The organism is Pseudomonas sp. MPB23 (assembly GCF_046605395.1).
In the GTDB taxonomy this organism is placed as follows: Bacteria; Pseudomonadota; Gammaproteobacteria; order Pseudomonadales; family Pseudomonadaceae; genus Aquipseudomonas.
In genome coordinates, this window is record NZ_CP176771.1 from 4,227,781 (window position 1) to 4,245,390 (window position 17,610).

Genomic DNA, 17,610 nt, shown 5'->3' on the forward strand with positions numbered 1-17,610 from the left:
CTAGATTAGGGAAAGTTAAATCGCCTCATTCCTGCTCGCCCAAACCGGTCTGTTTGGGAAACCTGTCATTCATCAATGTCGTTTCTCGGCAAGTTCGGCCATTCGATGTCGAGCATCAGATCGTCGGAAATTGCCTTGGACGAAAACAATCTCCAGGCGCAATGATTCCGAGATTGGGGGCTGTAACAGTGACTGCAAAAACGTACTGGATTACCTCAATGTCATTCATCGACGCATTGTGCGCCAAGCACCGCGGCTAACCGCCGAAATATCGCAAAAATCTAGGAGCCGAAATGGCGTACGTGGTGGCTTTACTTGCAACCCGCTGGGGGAGCGAATTAGGTGGCTTAAATGTTTTCAACAGAGGGTTGGCAGAAGGTTTGACGCAGGCAATGCCAAGGGGTAGCCAGACGATCTGTTTTGTCAATCAGCTCCCGGCCACTGCGGACAGCCCTCCTGGAGCAATTGAGCTGGTTAAGCATGAGACGTTTTCCTCCCCCGCGCTCGCGGAGGACATAATCGCGCGATGTAAAATGTTTGAATCAGAAACCTTGCAAGGTGTACTCGTGGTGGGGCACGACATCGTTACAGGCCAAGCCGCTATCGACTGCGCCAACGAGCTCCGTACACAACTAGACAAAGGAATCGACGTCAAATCAGCCGTGATCGGTCACATGGACTACTCGGCATATGCCTTCAGAAAAAACCTCAGTTTGGATGTGGTAGCGGAACGCTCCGCTAAGCAGCGAGACGTCATTGCGGCCGCAGATTGCGCCTTCGCTGTGGGGCCGCTGCTGCAACGCAATTTCGCGTCGGCGCGAAGTGCCATGCGCCGTCCAAGATCGCCAGTGAGACCATTGGTGCCTGGGGTAGAGAAGGTCAAATTGCAGACTCATAACCCACGCGTGGACCTGCAAATATTTATCTCGGGACGCCTTAATCGAGACGACGATCCGATCAAGAACTCGGTCTTGGCTATCCACGCGCTGGCTGCAGCGTACCAGAGAGGACGTGAAAGCAATCCTTCTGCATGGCTTGCACGGGGACAACTTTTCGCTTGGGGAGTTGATCCGGATTCCGATCAAGCGGTAACAGAACAGTTGAAAGCGATAGGTAGTAAGGAAGCAGCGTTTGAGTTGCACGCAGAGCCATTCTCCGACGACCAGGTAGCACTGCGCGAACGCCTAGCGAGTTGTCATATAGCGCTCATGCCATCGTGGCACGAGGGTTTTGGCCTAAGCGGCTGGGAAGCGCTGTGCGCGGGAGTTCCACTCCTATGCTCGCGCCAGTCAGGGCTCGCTATGCTACTCGATGATCTGAAACAACAGTTTCCAGAGGTGCCATTCAGAAGTGTCGAGTTCTTCAATATTGGAGGTAGCACGGCCGCAGGCACACCTACTCCGGAGGATATTGGAAAATTCGCCGACGTACTGCTCGAAATGACGCTCGACTTAGAAGCGCGCAAGCAGTGCGCTATCGATCTTGCTCGTTTGCTCAAGCGTGAATTTAGCTGGAAGCGCTGTGCTTGTGATTTGCTCGAGGGCACTGGCTGGTACTTTCCCGGGTCAGTGCATTGGTCCAACCGACAGATCGCGGGACGAAAGCAGGTGGAATCCCAACAGGTACTGGAGCGTATCCTGGGCGACCTAAATCAACTGGATCTCGAAGAGGACTGGGGCGATTTGACCACCGCATTCAACAATCTGAGTGATGCTGGCAAGAATGCCGATCTGCGGAACAGACCCGAACTACGGGAGAAACTGCACGCAATCGGCAGCGCAATCGGCGACTGTATGGCCGTCGCGAGTCCGATCGGCGAAACCGCGAGGGAATCGGGACGCATGGATGTTTGTTGGCGCTTCATGGCGGCGTGCGCCAACATATGCGCAAGCTTTCGGGAATTTTCGCAGTCCTTTCCAGAGACAATGCTGCAAGTGATCTGGAAAGATACGTTTCTGACGAAAGAGTTGTTTTATTACACCACAGCCTTCGCTAACGAACTCTTGCATCAGGCAAGTGAGATTGCTCCAAAGTTCTTCGAACCTGCCAAATTGCCTGGGGAGGCGGCCTCATTTTCTATTCGCCTCGCGCGTCTTGCCAGCAAGTATCCAGAAATCACGCAGCTCTTTCCGAAAATTGAAAGTGACAAGGCATTCGCGGATGAACGCGTACGCTGTTTGCAGGTAACTCATCAGGCGCATGACGTTGCGCAAGCCATTGCTGACGATCCGGGACTAGCATCGACGTCGCTGGCGTTAATGGCCTTGGACTTAGAGCCCGCCCGACAGGTGGCCGATCAGACGGTTACCTTTTTCCGTACCTATTATCCCAACGCGGGCAAAGTCGAGGGCCATTGGCGTGGAGACAAGCGCGTATTTGCGGCGCTTGCCACGGCAAGTCTCTCGACGCAGGTGCTACTGAAAGTGTTGCGTTGCATGGCCGTTGATGAAGATGAGAGCGTCCGCTGGGCTGCATTGCATCTAGCATTCTCACACACGCTGCGGCGACGACTAGAGGCTGCCGTAGCTGCGGGGAGCCTCGTTGTAGATGCTCCCCTCAATGAGGTGCTGGGTGGCATTGTGGACACGGCTGTCCGCGCCGACGCGGGCCATCCATGGTTACATCGGGAATTTTTGAGTCACTATTTGGAGGAGCGCTCTTCACCAGTGGAGATCGGGAAGCCAACTCCTTTGAGTGTTTTGGACTTTCCCGTGGCCAGATGGTTGATTGGTCCGGTTGTGGGCGAGGCTGCGCCTAAACTTCGCGGCCGGACGCACCCGGAAGTTGCCATCACGCGAACCGACACCTTACAGGTTGTGAAACGCATACTGCTCGTGTTGCCCCCCATCGAAATTGACGACGATGCGTCAGGTGCATCCCGAACCAGCACCCCAGCACTAGGCCTTGGCCTGCTAGCATCCCATCTTGCGGCTCAAGGCCACGACGTACAGGTTGCAGACTGTCACCGCTTCCCGAAGCTGCGCACTGAAGTACTGCGCTTGGCGCAAACTTTCGACTTGATTGGATTCAATACGGTGTTTTCCACCATTAGATCCACAATGAATATGCTTGTCGATATACGCAACCGGACACAAAGCACGACGCTGGTAATTGGTGGGCCGGCTGCCAAGCTCAATGCCTGGCAGTTCTCTACGGTGCACATGGAGGACGCGCAGACAAGTTGGGACTTTGCCATCGCGACCGATGCAGTCGAGAACCTGTCCGCACTTGTGGCGAGTTTGAAAATCCCGGGACCATGGCCAACAGCGGCGGGCATCATTGTTAATCCACAGAGCTGGAACGTGGTGGGTCGTGGAGTAGAGCCATCATCCAAAGTGTCGCTTGTAAATTTTCCGCAACAACTATCACTAAAATCGCAAGAGTCTGCATGGTTAGATCTTGTGCTTGATCGTCGTGTCTATCGCAACGGCCAATATCAATACGAGCCGGCACGAACAAGGTCGAAGTCTCAGCAATTCCATGAGGCCCATGTGGTTATGTCGCAGGGATGCGACTGGAACTGCGTCTTCTGCACCGAGCGTAGGGACAAAAGCGGAGGCGAGCAGCGTCGCGAAGTCGAACATGTGCTTGATGAGATTGGCAATCTGGCTTCGCAGTACCGGGATCTTCGAATCCAGTTTATCGACGATAACTTGCTACCGCAGATTGCGTCCGGTGCGAAGAAGGGCGCCGCCAATTATGCTGGTCTCGCGTGGGCCAGCGATTTTCTCGACGGTCTTGCAAAGATTAAGGAAACGGCTGGCGATACATTTGGTTGGCGCGGGATCTTCCGAATTGAGGACTTTTTTGCCTATGAGAGAGATCTCCCCGGTGGTGACTTCATAGCCCGATTGCAACGTTCAGGCTGTCGCATGCTCGCATTTGGTGTCGAGCACGGGAGCGAGGAGCAGCGCAGAAAAAGCAAAGTCGCGAGTGGCGTCGTCACCAATGTCCAGATTACCGATCTGTTCCGCCGTCTCAGGTCTGCAGATATTCTTACTAAGGCCTATTTCATGCTTGGCGGCCAATGGGAGACGCGGGAGACCGCACACCAGACAATTGAATTTGCCATTCAAAGTGGCGTAACACTAGCGTATTTCGCGCTGTACAAAGATTTCGCCAGAGCCGCGAGCGTGCTGAGCAAGGAACAACAAGCTGGAGATCCCAAAGCCGAAGGCTTTATTTGTTACGATCAGCTGGCGCTCAACTGGGACCAAGCATTCGCCAATGCACGAGACAGCCATGACGACGCGAATGGGAACTGCCCCTTGGCGAGTGGCCCCATAACTACGGCGGAACTTGAATGCTACCAGCAGCTCGCAGCGCTGGGGTTCCAGTTTACGGACTTGGTCAAGTACAACGACTTTCACAATGAGGGCGCAGATGGCGGTAATCTCCTACGTGCCATGACTTGGAGCTCCCCGTCGGAATATTTCGAAATTGTTGAGCAAGCCTACCGGCAATTTTACTTAAGACCGACCTTCGTTCATGCGTACAGTGCTTTACTGGCACACGGCTACTAATCTGGAGATATGAAGTCAGAGCCTTCATTCCAAGCAGTTTCGCCTTCGCCACAACGTCGGTGATCCAACGAGTACTGGAACAGCAAATTTTGCCTGCCAGTTCCCGCGTTGCTTGGCGGGTATGCTGACGACCGAGCAACCACTTTGGGACAGTTAGCTATCTATTATTTTGGCAGCTAACTGACCTATCACTACGGTACGCCGTCGGCGCAACATGTTTTTCCAGATACAAAGTAAGTCTAGACTGAATGAGCGTCGGAGTTTGAGATAGGGAACCACTCTTATCTAACGAGAGAACTCTGGGGGCGGAATGCGTTGACGGCGCGATGCATCAGGTTTTCTCATCACCTCTTTCAAACGCTTAGCAGGTCCTTCTAACTCAGGCGGCGACGCAAGGCTAACAGCAAGCATTAACGCATCACGGCGTTTCTGTTTACCTTCCAAAATCTCAGAGAGACTATTTTCCGGCTGAACTGGGTGCTTCATCGCTGCCGACCTCGATCTTCGGATCAAATTGGATGCTAGCACAAGCCTTACAACCCGGAGTCTGACGTTGATCCCCTTTGCTTATGAAACGTAACGATCAGATGTCTATTTCATCTCGCTTGGCAGTTCCGTTCGAATTCGGGAAAACAGTTGGTCAAGGGGGATTGAGTTGTCCTGAAGTAGATAGCAGCCTACGAGAATGGTCAGCGGATGAACGTCCATTGCAGATGCCAGCTCGTCTACCTTCTCAATAGTAGGGCTCTTCAGACCGCGCTCTAGGGTGCTCAGATAGGTTCGACTGCTGACGTCGGAAAAATCCTCCTGAGAAAGCTTCCTCTCCGATCTCAGCTTTTTCAGGGACGCGCCAAATGCCTGTTTCAGTTCCATATTGCCGACCTCGCAAAAGGAACGATGAAGCCTTCGCGAGCTCTATAGGGCTACAATCTATAGTGTTCACTTTTGGGGTGGCGCTATGTTCATCACTCACAAACAAGCGGAGATTTTCCTCGACGCGTACCTGGGGGATGACTCTACCCAGTGCTGGCAGTACGTTGAGCAGACCACTCATTGCCCCTGGTTTTACGTCAAAGTCGGTCGACGACAAGGCAGTGAAGCGTTGATTAGCATGGTTATGCTCCCCAGTATTTCAGCCCTTGAGCAGTTACTTAATGAACAAGGAGCAGACATCTGGGTGTTGGATGTACAGTTGGTTTCACCGACTTATCTGAACGGAAGTGATGGGTGGAAGATGGAGAGACTGGTAGAGGTGCGCGAAACGGTGGATGACCTCAGTAAGGAGGCGGCCTACGTGTATAGCCTGGAGGGAGGGCATATTTACACTGAGGCTCTGGGGGCCAGCACATCCGATCTACAAAATCTTCGTGTCATTTTTTCGGCCACACCAGTATCTCGGCGAGCATGAGACCAACACGATCGAACGGTTAACAGCAGCTTCGATACGCTAGCGCGTTAGGCAATCTTGCCTGGTCGCCGTGTCAGTTAGCGGCGTTGGCAACCTTTCTGCCTCTTAACGCTTTCTCAATGGAGCCAGTATGTTTTCGACATCCAGTCCTTTCAGCAGACAATTGTGCGCAATTGCCGAAAGTGCTTCATAGAGCTGGTCTCGCTGCTCTATCAAGTCAGCATTCTCCACCTGAAGATTAGCAATACGTTCTTCGAGGCTTCTTCGGCGGCGGGCACCATCTGGATCTCTGCCACTCTCCTTGAGTTGTGCGATACGGGCGGACTCGATTCGTCTCCCTCGGTCCCCCACTAAGGTAGCTCGGCTAGTCAGGCCCAATCGACGCTGCACTTCGGGGCGTGAAATAGGCGCGAGCTCCAGTCCTAAGCTAATCATTTGAGCGAGGAGGGCGTCGATAGCCTCGTCCAAGGTGCCGCCCCTCAAGATCTGTCGTTGCGCCATGGTCGCCTCTAATCATCCGAAACCGAACTGTGCCGTTTGTCCGTATCCGCAACCGTCATAGGATGCCCATTGGGAAACACGTGTTGCACACCTACATTGGTATCGCGCGTGAGCACGGATTTTAGATTGTTGAGCTTGTCCTCCTGGTCCGCCAACCAAACATCGCTGCCTGCCTCTCCGGCGCCGGCATCGCGCATGATAGTAATTGCCGTCGTCAGATTCTCGGCTTGTTTCTCTAGGTTGGCCCGCTCCGATGGAGTGCCCATCAGATGGAGATGTGAGCAGCCATTCCAGCACTGAAGATGCTTAGGGCAGGGCGCTTGGGAGAAATCGTGAATGCAGCCTCCGAAGGGCGTTACGTGTAGCGCCGTGGCGTGTACGGTGAGGAATGCTTCTGCAGTTGTCGTGCCTTTATCTGACAGTAACGCATGGTAACTGTCGGTCAACGCGCCCTGAATGCGTTTATCTCTTATGCCTTTATGCAGAAAGTCGATGCGCTCGTGATGGCTATTGAACGCCAAAAACTCGTGATGCGCAGCAGTGTTTTCCTCAATGCTCGTATGCTGGTAGTAGACATTTTGGTCGAGGCGTTTTCGCCCTAAGGCCAATGCTTGCTGAACATCACTCATGCCGGTCAGATGGTAAATAGTGTTTCGCCAATGTCGAGGTTGGTGACTGGTTAACCGAATCGGATTTCCATCGGACTCAACGAACGATCGACGGGAAAATATAGATGGGTATCTCGGATCAGCGCCCAGAGCCCGGTTGATATCTTGCAAGGTCACCCGACGCGGAATTGCACGAAATATATTTTCCTCACGTCCACCGCAACGAAATTGACCGTCGAAGGCAATGGCTAATGTTTCACTGGTTCTTAGCATCACGTCAGGTTCAGGGCTTCCACATTCTGCTAGGGCTATATGATTCTTGAGTTTTGGCACAATAAGTGACTCAATCTCTCCGGCGGAATAACAGCAATATTCTTCATCACCTTCATCCGACCAACCCACGGGATGCACTCCGTTGCGATCCAAGTAAAGTCCCAAGTTTCTGAAGTTGCGAAAGCCTAACCACTTCATGACTTCATTTTCTGGCAAAATTGTATTTGGTAAGTACTCCCAAATGCGACCTGGATTTTTTTTCTTGCCACAGCGCTATCTTGCGTTGGTCGATAGTTAAGGCTTTTAACCGTTCAACAGCGCGCCTCGCCAATGGAATGTCACTTTCAGCGAGCCAATGAACACGGGATTGAAATTGCTTTTCCGCAAAGTACCTAATTCCGCATTCGACCAGAGGTTTACCATTGGCATCTACAACGGCTTCTCCTGTGCTCCCTTTGATCGGCCTCTCGACCCAACAATCATAGGGGATGACTGCTACTTCGTTACCTCGTTGTCCAGTCGCTATCAATAAATCGATCACGCGCAGCAAAATTTCTTCGCCTTCGCTGAGCGGGTTATTCGAACATAGGGCATATGCTTCCATCGCCTCACGAGAGGGCAATCTACCATCTGATTTACGCTGTTTTACCGCACGATCAGGATCGTGCAATGAGATGTACTCGTTGCGGCTATTTTCTGGTTTTACATCATGTACAAAGTGGATGGCGGTCTCGGTTAATTGTAATTTATCGATCGTATCCGCTATCACCTGAAGATGAGAGATCGCGTCGTAAAGGTTCTTGTAGCCACTTTCGCGTAGAAATCTTACGACGCGGTCAAAATCACCCCGCGTCAACTGTGTAGGGTCGGATACGTGTCGTTCAAACAACGGATTGTAAAGCCGGCGTATTGCAATATTGTAGGCCGCGACCATCGAAAACTTCAGGCTCCGGGTGCGTTGCAGATATACGATTAATGCCTTGCTAAAATCCTGAAAATCCAAGGGGAGGGCAGCTTTAGGAGGAACAGAATAGCCATTCTTTTCAAGCGATTGTCGGTGAGTTTCGAAGGTTATGGACTGTTGCTTCACGCGTTGAGGCAACCAGCGCTCGACCGCCCATAGCGTTGCCCCCCAGGAAGTTGTAATTGGTAATGAATGAAAAATCGCTTGTTCCTGGTTAATGAAGATTTTGAGACTCTGCCTTGCCTTAGAGGGCGTCATCTGCGGCATCCTCCGTGTGCTGCCGGCAGCGCTCGATCGTAGCGCTTACCGCCAGGATGGTCGTCTGATGCTGGGCGAGGGGCCGGTTGTGAATGAGGTCACCGACTTGTTCTGCCATATCAATGAACCGTTGCGCTTCCCGTTGCAACGCCTCTTTCACCTGCTCATGGCGACCGTCAGCAAAGGGGTGAAATTTCTTGCAGGTGTAGCAGGCGAAGACGGGATTGTAGGGGCAGTGCGTGTGAACCGGCAGTGCACAGGCACCAATGTCTCCTATGTACTGCGTATCGATGACGCCGCGTATGGCTCTTTCCGGCACAGTATCGCGGCGTTGGACGATTTCGCCAGTTAATAAGCTGCGCATGATGCGTTGATAGGCCGGGCTCTTTCCAAGTGCTTTCTCTTTGATCCGGGCAATGTTGGGGGTTGCCGTTACGTAAGCACGCGCCGCAACAGTGCTGTTGTGGCCGAGCAGTTCGGCAATCATGTCTGCTGGCGTTCCTTGGTCCGCCAGGCCTTGGCCGAGGTGATGACGCAGCAGCATTGTTACCTGGTTTGGTTTATCTATTCCAGCTTCACGGAGCTCCTGTTTAAGGTCCGCAATGATTTCGGACACCGAGAGGCGCCTTCCTTTGAGGTTTACAAATAATGGTTTACAGTCCCTGCCAAAGCGTCGTTGAACTATAGAAATATGCTCTGAAATTTTTTCACCCAGTCTCGTGGTTAGTTTACGAGGTCGTCGTTCAGGTCTGCGTTGGCCGACCTTTTTGGCCATGGGTAGCCAGAGGGTGTAGTACCTCTCATAATCAGCGCTTTCAATAAACTCAAAATCTTCAATGTCAAGCGAGTGGAGTTGGATCGAGCGAGGACCCAACTCGAAACATAAGTTAAGCATTATGTTTAGCTGGAATTCATTCCAGTTTTGCACTTGAATATCACGCTCTATTCGCTTGAGTAATCGAACCTCTTCATCAAGGTCTAATCCGGACTGAGACAAAAATATACGCTCATAAGGATCAAGTCGACTGGTCTTGATTTCTTTGAGAGCTAGATATGTTGCATTGTCAAAGCCCAGTATTCCTCGATTGAGGGCCCAGCGATAAAACGTTCTGAAGAAAATAGTGCTCTCACGAAATTTCGTCCAAGTACTTATGGTCGTAACCACCTCTTGTCGCGTCCAAGGAAATTTGGCTGAAATGTCGCTCTCAGCTAATCGCTCGAACACTCCGGACGCTTTGAATACAGTTACTGGTGCATACTTTTCCAAGGCATAGGCTACGAACGCTTTGGCGATTTGTAGGAGATGGGGATTCAGATGGAGGGCGTCCCAGTCAATTTTCATAGCCTTTCCGCCGTCGTACCATACCCAGACATTCAATCGGGTATCGACGTAGCGGGGTTGGTCATCAGTGCGAGTTCGAATAGCAACCTGAGCCGGCCCGTCGAACACGTAGGCCGGAAAAGAGGAGGAGGGTAACGCGTGTTCTTGATCGGCTGATTTGGTCATGGCGAACCTCCCTAACTGTCAAGCCGGCTCCAGGCTGCCGAGGCACGCTGGGCATTGTGGAGATTGGCCGACTCGGCTAGATAACGACTTGCATAACGGCGTGGCATCATCGAAGTGTCAGACCAACCGCAGACTCGTCGGAGTTCGTCCGTGGCCCGCTCGAGGTCATGCCCAAGCTTCTCGACCAGGTAAGCCAAAAACCGGTCGGCAAATGTGTGGCGAAAGTCATGCGCGGAAAGTGTAGGCAACAACCCCGGATGAGCCAGTTCAATGGTCAGAAACAGCCGGTCAAGGACGTTCGACAACGCGCGGATCGACAGCGGACGGCCTCGGTCAGAGATGAACAAATAGCGGTACAGCAATTTCATTGGTTTGCCGTTACGCAGGGGGCGTCGCTCTCCTTGGATATAACGCTCGTAGACCTCATACAACTGCGCGGAAATACCTACTGTCCGTCCGTGTGTTTTCAGCGCTGGCTCTTCAGTTCGTGGGTCGCCGGGATCATGTTCGCGATCATTGATACTGACATAGGCATGCTGAGATCCCTGATTGATATCCGTGGTGTAGAGCTTCAGAAGCTCTCCGCGACGGATACCGGTCTCCAGCAGTAATTCAATCATTAGCCAATTGCGCAACTGCAGTCGCTCCGGAAACGGATTCTCCGCAGCGCCCGGGCGAATCAATGTGCGAATGATCTGGAGTTGTGTATCTGTCAGGCTGCGGTAACGAGCGTGGTCGGGACGAACATTGATGATATAGCTCTCAAAGCGTCGTTCAATGACGTCGGCGACATCTGCAAATACCACCTCGATGTTAGCCTGGTTTGTTGAGTTTTGACGAGCACGCGGGATGTATCGGGTGACACACCAGGACAGGTACTGCTTTAACAGCCGCAGGTACTGGTCACGGGTGCGCGGATCGATCTGGAGAAAAGGTACCGTTTCAGCTCTGCCGATTCGGGCAACTAGGTTGTCGGCTTGACGGCCGCTTTGGAGCCAGATGGCGTAACCGTCGAGTAAAGCCAGAATCGACTCGAAGTGGCAGGCCAAGATGGCGTCATCAATATTGATGCCACGGCTTTTGGCATAGGTGTAGAAAGCCTGGATCGCGCGCAGGTGCGCCGCAGCCGTGTTGTAAGCGCGGTGCCTGAGTTTGAGTTGGACGTAGATGAACGGAATGAGTATGGGCAACGGCGCTGCGTGACCAGCTTGCACGAGCAGCGGCACACGCTGACCTGAAGAGAAACGGCACTGAATCAGCTTCATCGGCAGCCACCTCATTCAAGGACTCGCCATGAACACGAAGGACATGGCCCGTTGAGAGATTGGACGTCAGAAGCGGGTTTGTCGAATCAGTACTGTGATGCCCGATCAAAAAAAAGAATATCATTTATCTCTAATAATCAATCACATACCTTGATTAACTTTTAAAAAATAGACTGACGCGGCAGAAAAGCTAGCAATAGTCTATTTTTTGAACGTGACGTCGTATCGTGTTCGGCAGCCAATTTCGATCGTTGATAGAGACTGATGTAAGTCGCCGCTCGGCAGACTTCGCCTAGATTAGCGTTGTGGAGAGTACATCCATGGCAAATCAGCTAACCCCTGGGGAACTCATTGTCGCCAAGGGAAAAGTTGCGAAAGTCAAACAGGTATTTAGTGACAAAACGATAAGGGTAACAATTGTCGACTCTGGTGAAGTAATACTGGTGTCGGCGCGCGACATTCAGCGAATCCCTAGTGTTACGGCAATTAATGGTAGTGATCATGGGGAGGGTTTGAATGTCAATGATTACACCGTTGATCAACTTTCATTGGCAGCTGAGCGTTTTGAAATTATCAGAAAGTGGAAGGTTGAGGGAGGGGTAGTCACTAAGTACTGTTCTTTACTGGGTGTATCAAAGAGTTACTTCTATCGTTTGGCTAAAATTTTTGACGCTGACGTAGGCCCACTATCTTTAATTGCGCAGACACGGGGTGTCAAGAAAGGCGTTACGAGACTGGATGAGTCGGTTGAGGTCATAATTTTCAAGGCTGCTAAAAAATTCAAGTCGAAAGGAGCCAGCTACAGCAAAGTGTGGAGCGAGGTGGATGTTGCATGTAAGGAGCAAGGTTTTTCATGCCCTTCCAAAGATACGGTATTGAGGCGTGTACGCTTAATCCTCTCAGAAAAAACAAGAATGAGAATTAAAGAAGGTCCTGATGCCGCGACGCAAGAATTTTCAGCTCGCCCGGGTAAAAAAAATCTTGAAAGGCCGCTGCAATGGGTACAGATGGATCACACCCTCGTCGATATAATTCTGTTGGCTGATGATCGCATAAATATTATTGGACGCCCGTGGCTGACAATTGTAATTGATGTCTATACCAGGGTTATTCTTGGTTACTATCTTAGCCTTTACGTCCCGTCTACTGTTTCAGTGGCTTGCGCTCTTAGTCATTCTGTCCTTCCTAAAGTAAACTTTTCGGCAAGTGTTGGCTTGGATCCAGAAGACTACCCCTACTATGGAAAGCCTGAAGTCCTTCATATGGACAATGCCGCAGAGTTCACCAGCCCAAAATTTAAAGTAGGGTGTGAATCTTTTGGGATTTCCCCCGAATACCGACCTGTAGGAAGAAAACATTTTGGCGGTCATGTTGAACGGCTGATAGGCACGTTCATGACTACTAAGGTGCATTTCTTGCCGGGGACTACAATGTCAAATTCTGTTGCGCGCAGAGGACTTAACAGCGAAAGAAATGCAACCATGACCTTCTCTGATTTTTTTCGCTGGTTCTCTCGCGAAGTAGTTGTCTATCACTCAACAGTTCATAGCGCATTAAAGTGTAGCCCGCGACAAGCGTGGACAAACTATTTCGCGCCCAACGGAGGGCTTCCTTACCCCCCGGCAGGCTTGAATTCCGAGCAATTAAAGATTTGGTTCATGCCTCAAGAAGACCGAAAAATTAATCCTGGTGGCATTAATTTGCATGGCCAAGTTTATTGGGATCCTATATTGGGGTCTCATGTGGGGACTAGAAATGTCATAGTCAAATATGACCCGTACGATATGAATGTTGTATGGGTGAAATTGGATGGCCAATTTTGCCCAATACACCTGTCTGACGTAACCGTTGAGGCTCCTACCTATGAGGAATATCGTGCCGGCAAGCTCTATCGTCACCCAGTCCGCATCGGAGCCATAGATAGTGATGGCGGGTTAAAAGCCTACAGAGGGAAGCAAAAAATTGAAGAGGAAAGTAAAAAGTTAACGCAGAAGGAAAGACGCCGAGAGGCCGCTGAAAAAGTCTATACTGAGGCAAATCCAAATCCTAGAAGTAGTAGCTTTAACGCTGACAGGGAACATATCAAGCCAAATTATTCAGCCTCTCCAAAAAAATTTCGACCTGGGGATGAGTCATGAGTGATGAGCACGTCCGGTCGGACATCAGAAAATATTTGTCTTCTAATATTGATACGCGAATAGCCTTAATTCATCAAGAAATATGGGTGAACAATAACTCTAGTGCAGCTGTTTTTCGCATGATGAATAATATCGCGGATGTACCAGATCGTATGAGTGCGCCTGCTTTGCTTGTGGTTGGCCCAGGTGGCTCTGGAAAGACGGCTATAATATCTAAGATTCCAAACCATGTAAAAAGGAGTGCAGGGTTGATTTTTGTCTCCTTGGCTGCATCCCCAGAAATAGATACCAAAAAAAGCCTTAAAGATGAGATAGCTTTAGCGCTCGGAATACCAGTTGGCTCTGGCTCAAGTCGCCGAAGTAGCTCTGACCTGCCAAGCGAGATTAGAGAGGTTATTAGGCTGAGGCAAATTTGGGGGCTGGTGATCGACGAGTTTCATGATGCACTGCTACGCTCGAAGCAAGAGCAGCGTTTTAACATGTCTATTCTTAAAAAGCTGCTCGGCCCTGAATATGGATTGAAACTATTTTGCTTTGGCACTGCTAGTGCGCGCAACGCACTTAAATCCAATTATGAATTTAAGAGACGTTTTCACGAAGTTGCTCTTGATGACTGGATAGAGAGTGAGGAGTTCAGGTCATTCCTCTTGGAGGTAGAGGAGTCCCTACCGCTAAAACAGCCATCACATTTGTACTCTGAGGAGATGGTAGGCACTATTTTATCTATGTCGAATGGGCGCATGGACAAAACACTCGAATTGATAAGGGCGGCTGCCTGTTATGCCATAAAAATGGGGGGGGAGAAGGTGGATGTTGATATGCTGCGGCGAGCAAACAAGAATCCTTGGGGCTATTAGTAGTGAGTTTCTCTGGCTTGCCAACACCAAGTTCTGAAGAAACACTTTCATCTTGGTTGTTTCGATGCAGCATTAATCCAAACGCCGCTGGCTTCCCTCGATTATCATCAACAGAACGCCCAGCGTATTGGTGGGAGGGTGTGGAGATCAAATATTCGGACCCAGACTCAGAATTCTTATCCGCCAGCCAGCGATTAAGTTGTGTAGCCGGGGACATTACCCCTGAACTATTACGAAATTTTTTTTGCCTTCGAGGCGATAAATTAGTCGAATGGAGGTATCGCCGTTTTTTTTGCCCTGATTGCTTACGCGATGATGTGGCGAATGGTCGTTTGCCTATATGGCGGAAGGACTGGTGTTACATTTATTCTTGTGTCTGCGCTGCCCATGATCGAGAGTTGGTGAGACTAGTTGATACACCGCGTTACTCAAGGGCATGGGATGCGTTTGTCCAAAGCTGCAATTCGATATCAAACAATGCCTCCATAGAGGAAACTCTATTCTTTCGTTTTTGCTCAAGTACCTTCACAAAGATTGAGCATGCTCTGATCAGTAGAGACAATCAACAACCTACATTGCACGATTTATTTTATAGGCTATTCAATATTTTCCTTCAATGTCCCTTTCGTGGTAGTAGAGGCGGAATCGCTAGAATCCACTTGCAAACGAGGAAAGATGCACGAGCACCCGACGCAAGCTCTTTTGAGCAGAGTATATTATTGGGGGCGTCCACGGCCGATCCATCAAGTAGATTTGGTAGTTTGGTCTTAACCGCATCACTACTGGAGATTATCCCCTACTCAAGGTTTTTGATATTTACTAAACTGTGTGAGAAAAGAAGGGGCGGGATGCTGATCCCAAGAGACCTGCATAAGGCAGCGATTTTTCCATATATCAACAGGGCAGGCTATGAAACCTTGTACCGTTTTTTAGGGGGTTTCCCTAGGAAAGATTTTCCGTTGCTAGATCGCCATCTTCAACTTCAAGAACATTCGTATGTTCAAGATGGTGTCCTTGGCAAGCGTCTATTCGGATACTCACAATGAGCTATTAAATGCGCATGCCTATCGTTGCCGGCTGGCTGCAAGGAGAAAAACTCCACATGCTAGATGCACGCAGGGCTTTTAACATTTAATTTCCTGCTAGTTAATGTAAGGATTATGCCGAGATTAAGGAAAATCAGGACATAAGACCTGTATATTATTGATATAAAGCAGTTTATATATTTGCGCCTTGCCCCTCCTGCGTCATACCTGCGAGCGTCTATGCTGATCTTTTTGCATGCTTGGGTGCTAAGCGATGGCTGCTTTGGAGAGAACGGCATACCCACGACTCCGCAGCTATTCGTTTCCTCAGAAGAGCTTGGCTGGATTTCCAGAACAGCGCAATCCTGCTCTTTCGCTTGGGCTGACGGTTCAGTTCAAGGTATTTCAATGACACCGGCGAGAGCGAGGCGACGACCTTGTTTGATGCAGCCTTCAATTACCAGATTGCCAAGGACACGGATCTGGCGGTCAATGTCAGTAATCTTTTGGATGAGCAGCATGTCGTGGGCTCCGGAACTGCGGATTACTACAATCCGGGCCGAGAACTCACCGCCAAGCTGAGCTACAGCTGGTGAGCCTGTCAGTAATGGCTCCTGTTGTGGTGGTATCTCGTGTTCTGGCCGCGATCTTCGGCTGCTATGCATTCGTCTAGGGCGTGGCGGCGCTGAATGGGGTTGGGGTCGATTACCATGCCGCCGAGCAGGCGATGATGATGCTGGCCTTCGTCCTGTATCTCGCGCTGTTTCCGCAGCCAGTCTGTGGCGGGTCTCGATGGTACTGGCGCTCGGCAGCGTCTTGATGCTGGCTGTTGCCTGGCAGCTGCAGCGCATGATCATCGGATAGGAGCAGAGCCATGCTGAACAACTTTCGCCAATCCATGGCCTGGGTACACACCTGGTTCGGTTTGGTGCTGGGCTTCGTGCTGATGGTCGTCTTCTTTTTCGGTGCACTGTCGGTGTTCGACCGCGAGATCGATCGTTGGGCGATCCCCGATACGCGCTTCGAGCCGCAGCCTATGCCGTCCTACAACAACCTGCTGAAACAGGTATTTGCCGATCTCAAACCGCATCCGGTGGATATGGCGGCAACCAAAGGGCGGGTAATCGGCGACCTGCCGGCGCCGGAAACCATGCCCATGGTCTCGCTCTATGCCTACACCACCCACCGAGATCCCGTGCTGAGCATTGGTGGCGAGTTTGGTATCCCCAACCAGCCAAAGGACCCAGCGGATGATCAATCGTAAGATCTTCAAGGAGTTTTTCACCTTCCGTCCGCGCAAGCGGACCCAGCGCAGCGCGCTGGACCTGCATAACATGACTGGCGTGGTGGCGTTGCCGTTCCACTTCTTTTTTGCCTTCACCGGTTGGTGATCTTCGCGTCGATGTACTACTTCCCGGTCTCCGGGACCTTGCTCAAACCGCTGCATAATCGGCATGAGGTGATCGAGGCGGCGCATACCGGCTTGCCCCATGATGAGGCCGGTGTGCCCGCGAAGATGGCCTCCGCCAATGCCATGGTGGCCGAGGCCAAGCGCATCTGGGCTACGCGCGATATGCCGGGAGAGGTCGGGCTGCTGACTATCGAGCATCTAAATGACGCCAACGGCTACGTCAGCATCTACCGCGCCGGCAGTGATCGTGTGGCGCTGGTCGGGGAGGGCATTCACTTCAAGGCCAGTACCGGCGAGCTACTGCGCAACGACCCGCCGAGTGACCCGGTTGGTTCCGTCAATCAATTTCTCACCGGCTTGCACCTGCAGCACTTCGAACACTGGGCGCTGCGCTGGCTGTACGTGGCGGGCGGTCTGCTCGGCTGTGTGTGCATCGCCAGCGGTTTTGTGTTCTTCGTCGAGATACGCAAGCAGGAGCACGCCCGACTCGGGCTGCAGGGCTGTCGGTTGGTTGACGCCATGGCAGTCACCACGGTTACCGGCATGCTGCTGGCAGCGGTCGCCATGCTGGCGGCCAACCGGCTGCTGCCTGAGCCCATGCCTGGCCGTGGCGAATGGGAAAAGTGGGTGTTCTGGGGTGCCTGGCTGCTGAGTTTGCTGCATGCGCTGTTGCGTAGTGCACCAGTGGCCCAGGCGCGGCACAATCCGGCCTGGCGCTGCTCTGCGTCGCTGCGGTGCTGCTCAACTGGATCACCACGGGGGACCACCTGGTCAAAAGGATGCTGCTTGAACCCTACTGGGCCGTGGCCGGCGTCGATCTGAGCCTGTTGGCCTGCGCGCTGATAGCGCTACTCACCGCGCGTCGTCTGGCA

Annotated in this window: 15 protein-coding genes; 8 read left to right on the plus strand and 7 right to left on the minus strand. The window is 51.6% G+C overall.

Features of this window, described 5'->3' with window-relative positions; genetic code table 11:
• Positions 1-293 precede the first annotated feature (293 nt).
• Positions 294-4,523 carry a radical SAM protein gene (locus tag ACLH0J_RS19025; RefSeq protein WP_411388558.1) on the plus strand — a complete coding sequence of 1,410 codons (4,230 nt, stop codon included), beginning with the start codon at positions 294-296 and terminating at the stop codon, positions 4,521-4,523.
• Between the two features lie 285 nt (positions 4,524-4,808).
• Here the strand turns inward: ACLH0J_RS19025 and ACLH0J_RS19030 are convergent, their stop codons facing one another.
• Together ACLH0J_RS19030 and ACLH0J_RS19035 are read right to left on the minus strand one after the other, a co-directional pair.
• Positions 4,809-5,009, minus strand: a complete 201-nt coding sequence (locus tag ACLH0J_RS19030) for a hypothetical protein (RefSeq protein WP_411388559.1) — start codon at positions 5,007-5,009, stop codon at positions 4,809-4,811.
• Between the two features lie 105 nt (positions 5,010-5,114).
• Positions 5,115-5,396, minus strand: coding sequence for a helix-turn-helix domain-containing protein (locus tag ACLH0J_RS19035; protein WP_411388560.1), 282 nt, complete (start codon positions 5,394-5,396; stop codon positions 5,115-5,117).
• Positions 5,397-5,481: 85 nt separating this feature from the next.
• Between ACLH0J_RS19035 and ACLH0J_RS19040 the strand changes: the two genes are divergently transcribed.
• Complete coding sequence (locus ACLH0J_RS19040; protein WP_411388561.1) at positions 5,482-5,931, plus strand: hypothetical protein; 450 nt, start codon at positions 5,482-5,484, stop codon at positions 5,929-5,931.
• Between the two features lie 105 nt (positions 5,932-6,036).
• Here ACLH0J_RS19040 and ACLH0J_RS19045 read toward each other — a convergent pair whose 3' ends face one another.
• The 5 genes from ACLH0J_RS19045 to ACLH0J_RS19065 are packed head-to-tail and all read right to left on the minus strand — an operon-like array spanning position 6,037 to position 11,307.
• A complete protein-coding gene (locus tag ACLH0J_RS19045; protein WP_411388562.1) occupies positions 6,037-6,432 on the minus strand; it encodes a hypothetical protein in 396 nt (131 codons plus the stop codon).
• A gap of 8 nt (positions 6,433-6,440) precedes the next feature.
• Complete coding sequence (locus tag ACLH0J_RS19050) at positions 6,441-7,511, minus strand: hypothetical protein (RefSeq protein ID WP_411388563.1); 1,071 nt, start codon at positions 7,509-7,511, stop codon at positions 6,441-6,443.
• Between the two features lie 4 nt (positions 7,512-7,515).
• Positions 7,516-8,535, minus strand: coding sequence for a hypothetical protein (locus ACLH0J_RS19055; protein ID WP_411388564.1), 1,020 nt, complete (start codon positions 8,533-8,535; stop codon positions 7,516-7,518).
• The gene (locus ACLH0J_RS19060) at positions 8,522-10,042 is read right to left on the minus strand and encodes a tyrosine-type recombinase/integrase (RefSeq protein ID WP_411388565.1); all 1,521 of its coding nucleotides are present in this window, start codon (positions 10,040-10,042) and stop codon (positions 8,522-8,524) included. The genes ACLH0J_RS19055 and ACLH0J_RS19060 overlap by 14 nt, the downstream gene beginning before the upstream one ends.
• An 11-nt stretch (positions 10,043-10,053) precedes the next feature.
• Positions 10,054-11,307: a tyrosine-type recombinase/integrase gene (locus ACLH0J_RS19065; RefSeq protein WP_176999818.1), complete on the minus strand. Its 1,254-nt coding sequence runs from the start codon at positions 11,305-11,307 to the stop codon at positions 10,054-10,056.
• Positions 11,308-11,627: 320 nt separating this feature from the next.
• Between ACLH0J_RS19065 and ACLH0J_RS19070 the strand changes: the two genes are divergently transcribed.
• The 6 genes from ACLH0J_RS19070 (at position 11,628) to ACLH0J_RS19095 (ending at position 17,560) form a co-directional block, all read left to right on the plus strand.
• Positions 11,628-13,445, plus strand: a complete 1,818-nt coding sequence (locus tag ACLH0J_RS19070) for a Mu transposase C-terminal domain-containing protein (protein ID WP_024075432.1) — start codon at positions 11,628-11,630, stop codon at positions 13,443-13,445.
• Complete coding sequence (locus ACLH0J_RS19075) at positions 13,442-14,302, plus strand: TniB family NTP-binding protein (RefSeq protein WP_024075431.1); 861 nt, start codon at positions 13,442-13,444, stop codon at positions 14,300-14,302. The genes ACLH0J_RS19070 and ACLH0J_RS19075 overlap by 4 nt, the downstream gene beginning before the upstream one ends.
• A 1,462-nt stretch (positions 14,303-15,764) precedes the next feature.
• Positions 15,765-15,923: a TonB-dependent receptor gene (locus ACLH0J_RS19080; protein WP_023628987.1), complete on the plus strand. Its 159-nt coding sequence runs from the start codon at positions 15,765-15,767 to the stop codon at positions 15,921-15,923.
• A 278-nt stretch (positions 15,924-16,201) separates the two neighbouring features.
• Positions 16,202-16,591 carry a PepSY-associated TM helix domain-containing protein gene (locus ACLH0J_RS19085; RefSeq protein ID WP_090515957.1) on the plus strand — a complete coding sequence of 130 codons (390 nt, stop codon included), beginning with the start codon at positions 16,202-16,204 and terminating at the stop codon, positions 16,589-16,591.
• On the plus strand, positions 16,578-16,718 hold the full coding sequence (locus ACLH0J_RS19090) for a PepSY domain-containing protein (protein WP_196448528.1): 141 nt from the start codon (positions 16,578-16,580) through the stop codon (positions 16,716-16,718). The genes ACLH0J_RS19085 and ACLH0J_RS19090 overlap by 14 nt, the downstream gene beginning before the upstream one ends.
• A gap of 11 nt (positions 16,719-16,729) precedes the next feature.
• Complete coding sequence (locus tag ACLH0J_RS19095; protein ID WP_196448527.1) at positions 16,730-17,560, plus strand: PepSY-associated TM helix domain-containing protein; 831 nt, start codon at positions 16,730-16,732, stop codon at positions 17,558-17,560.
• Positions 17,561-17,610 lie beyond the last annotated feature (50 nt).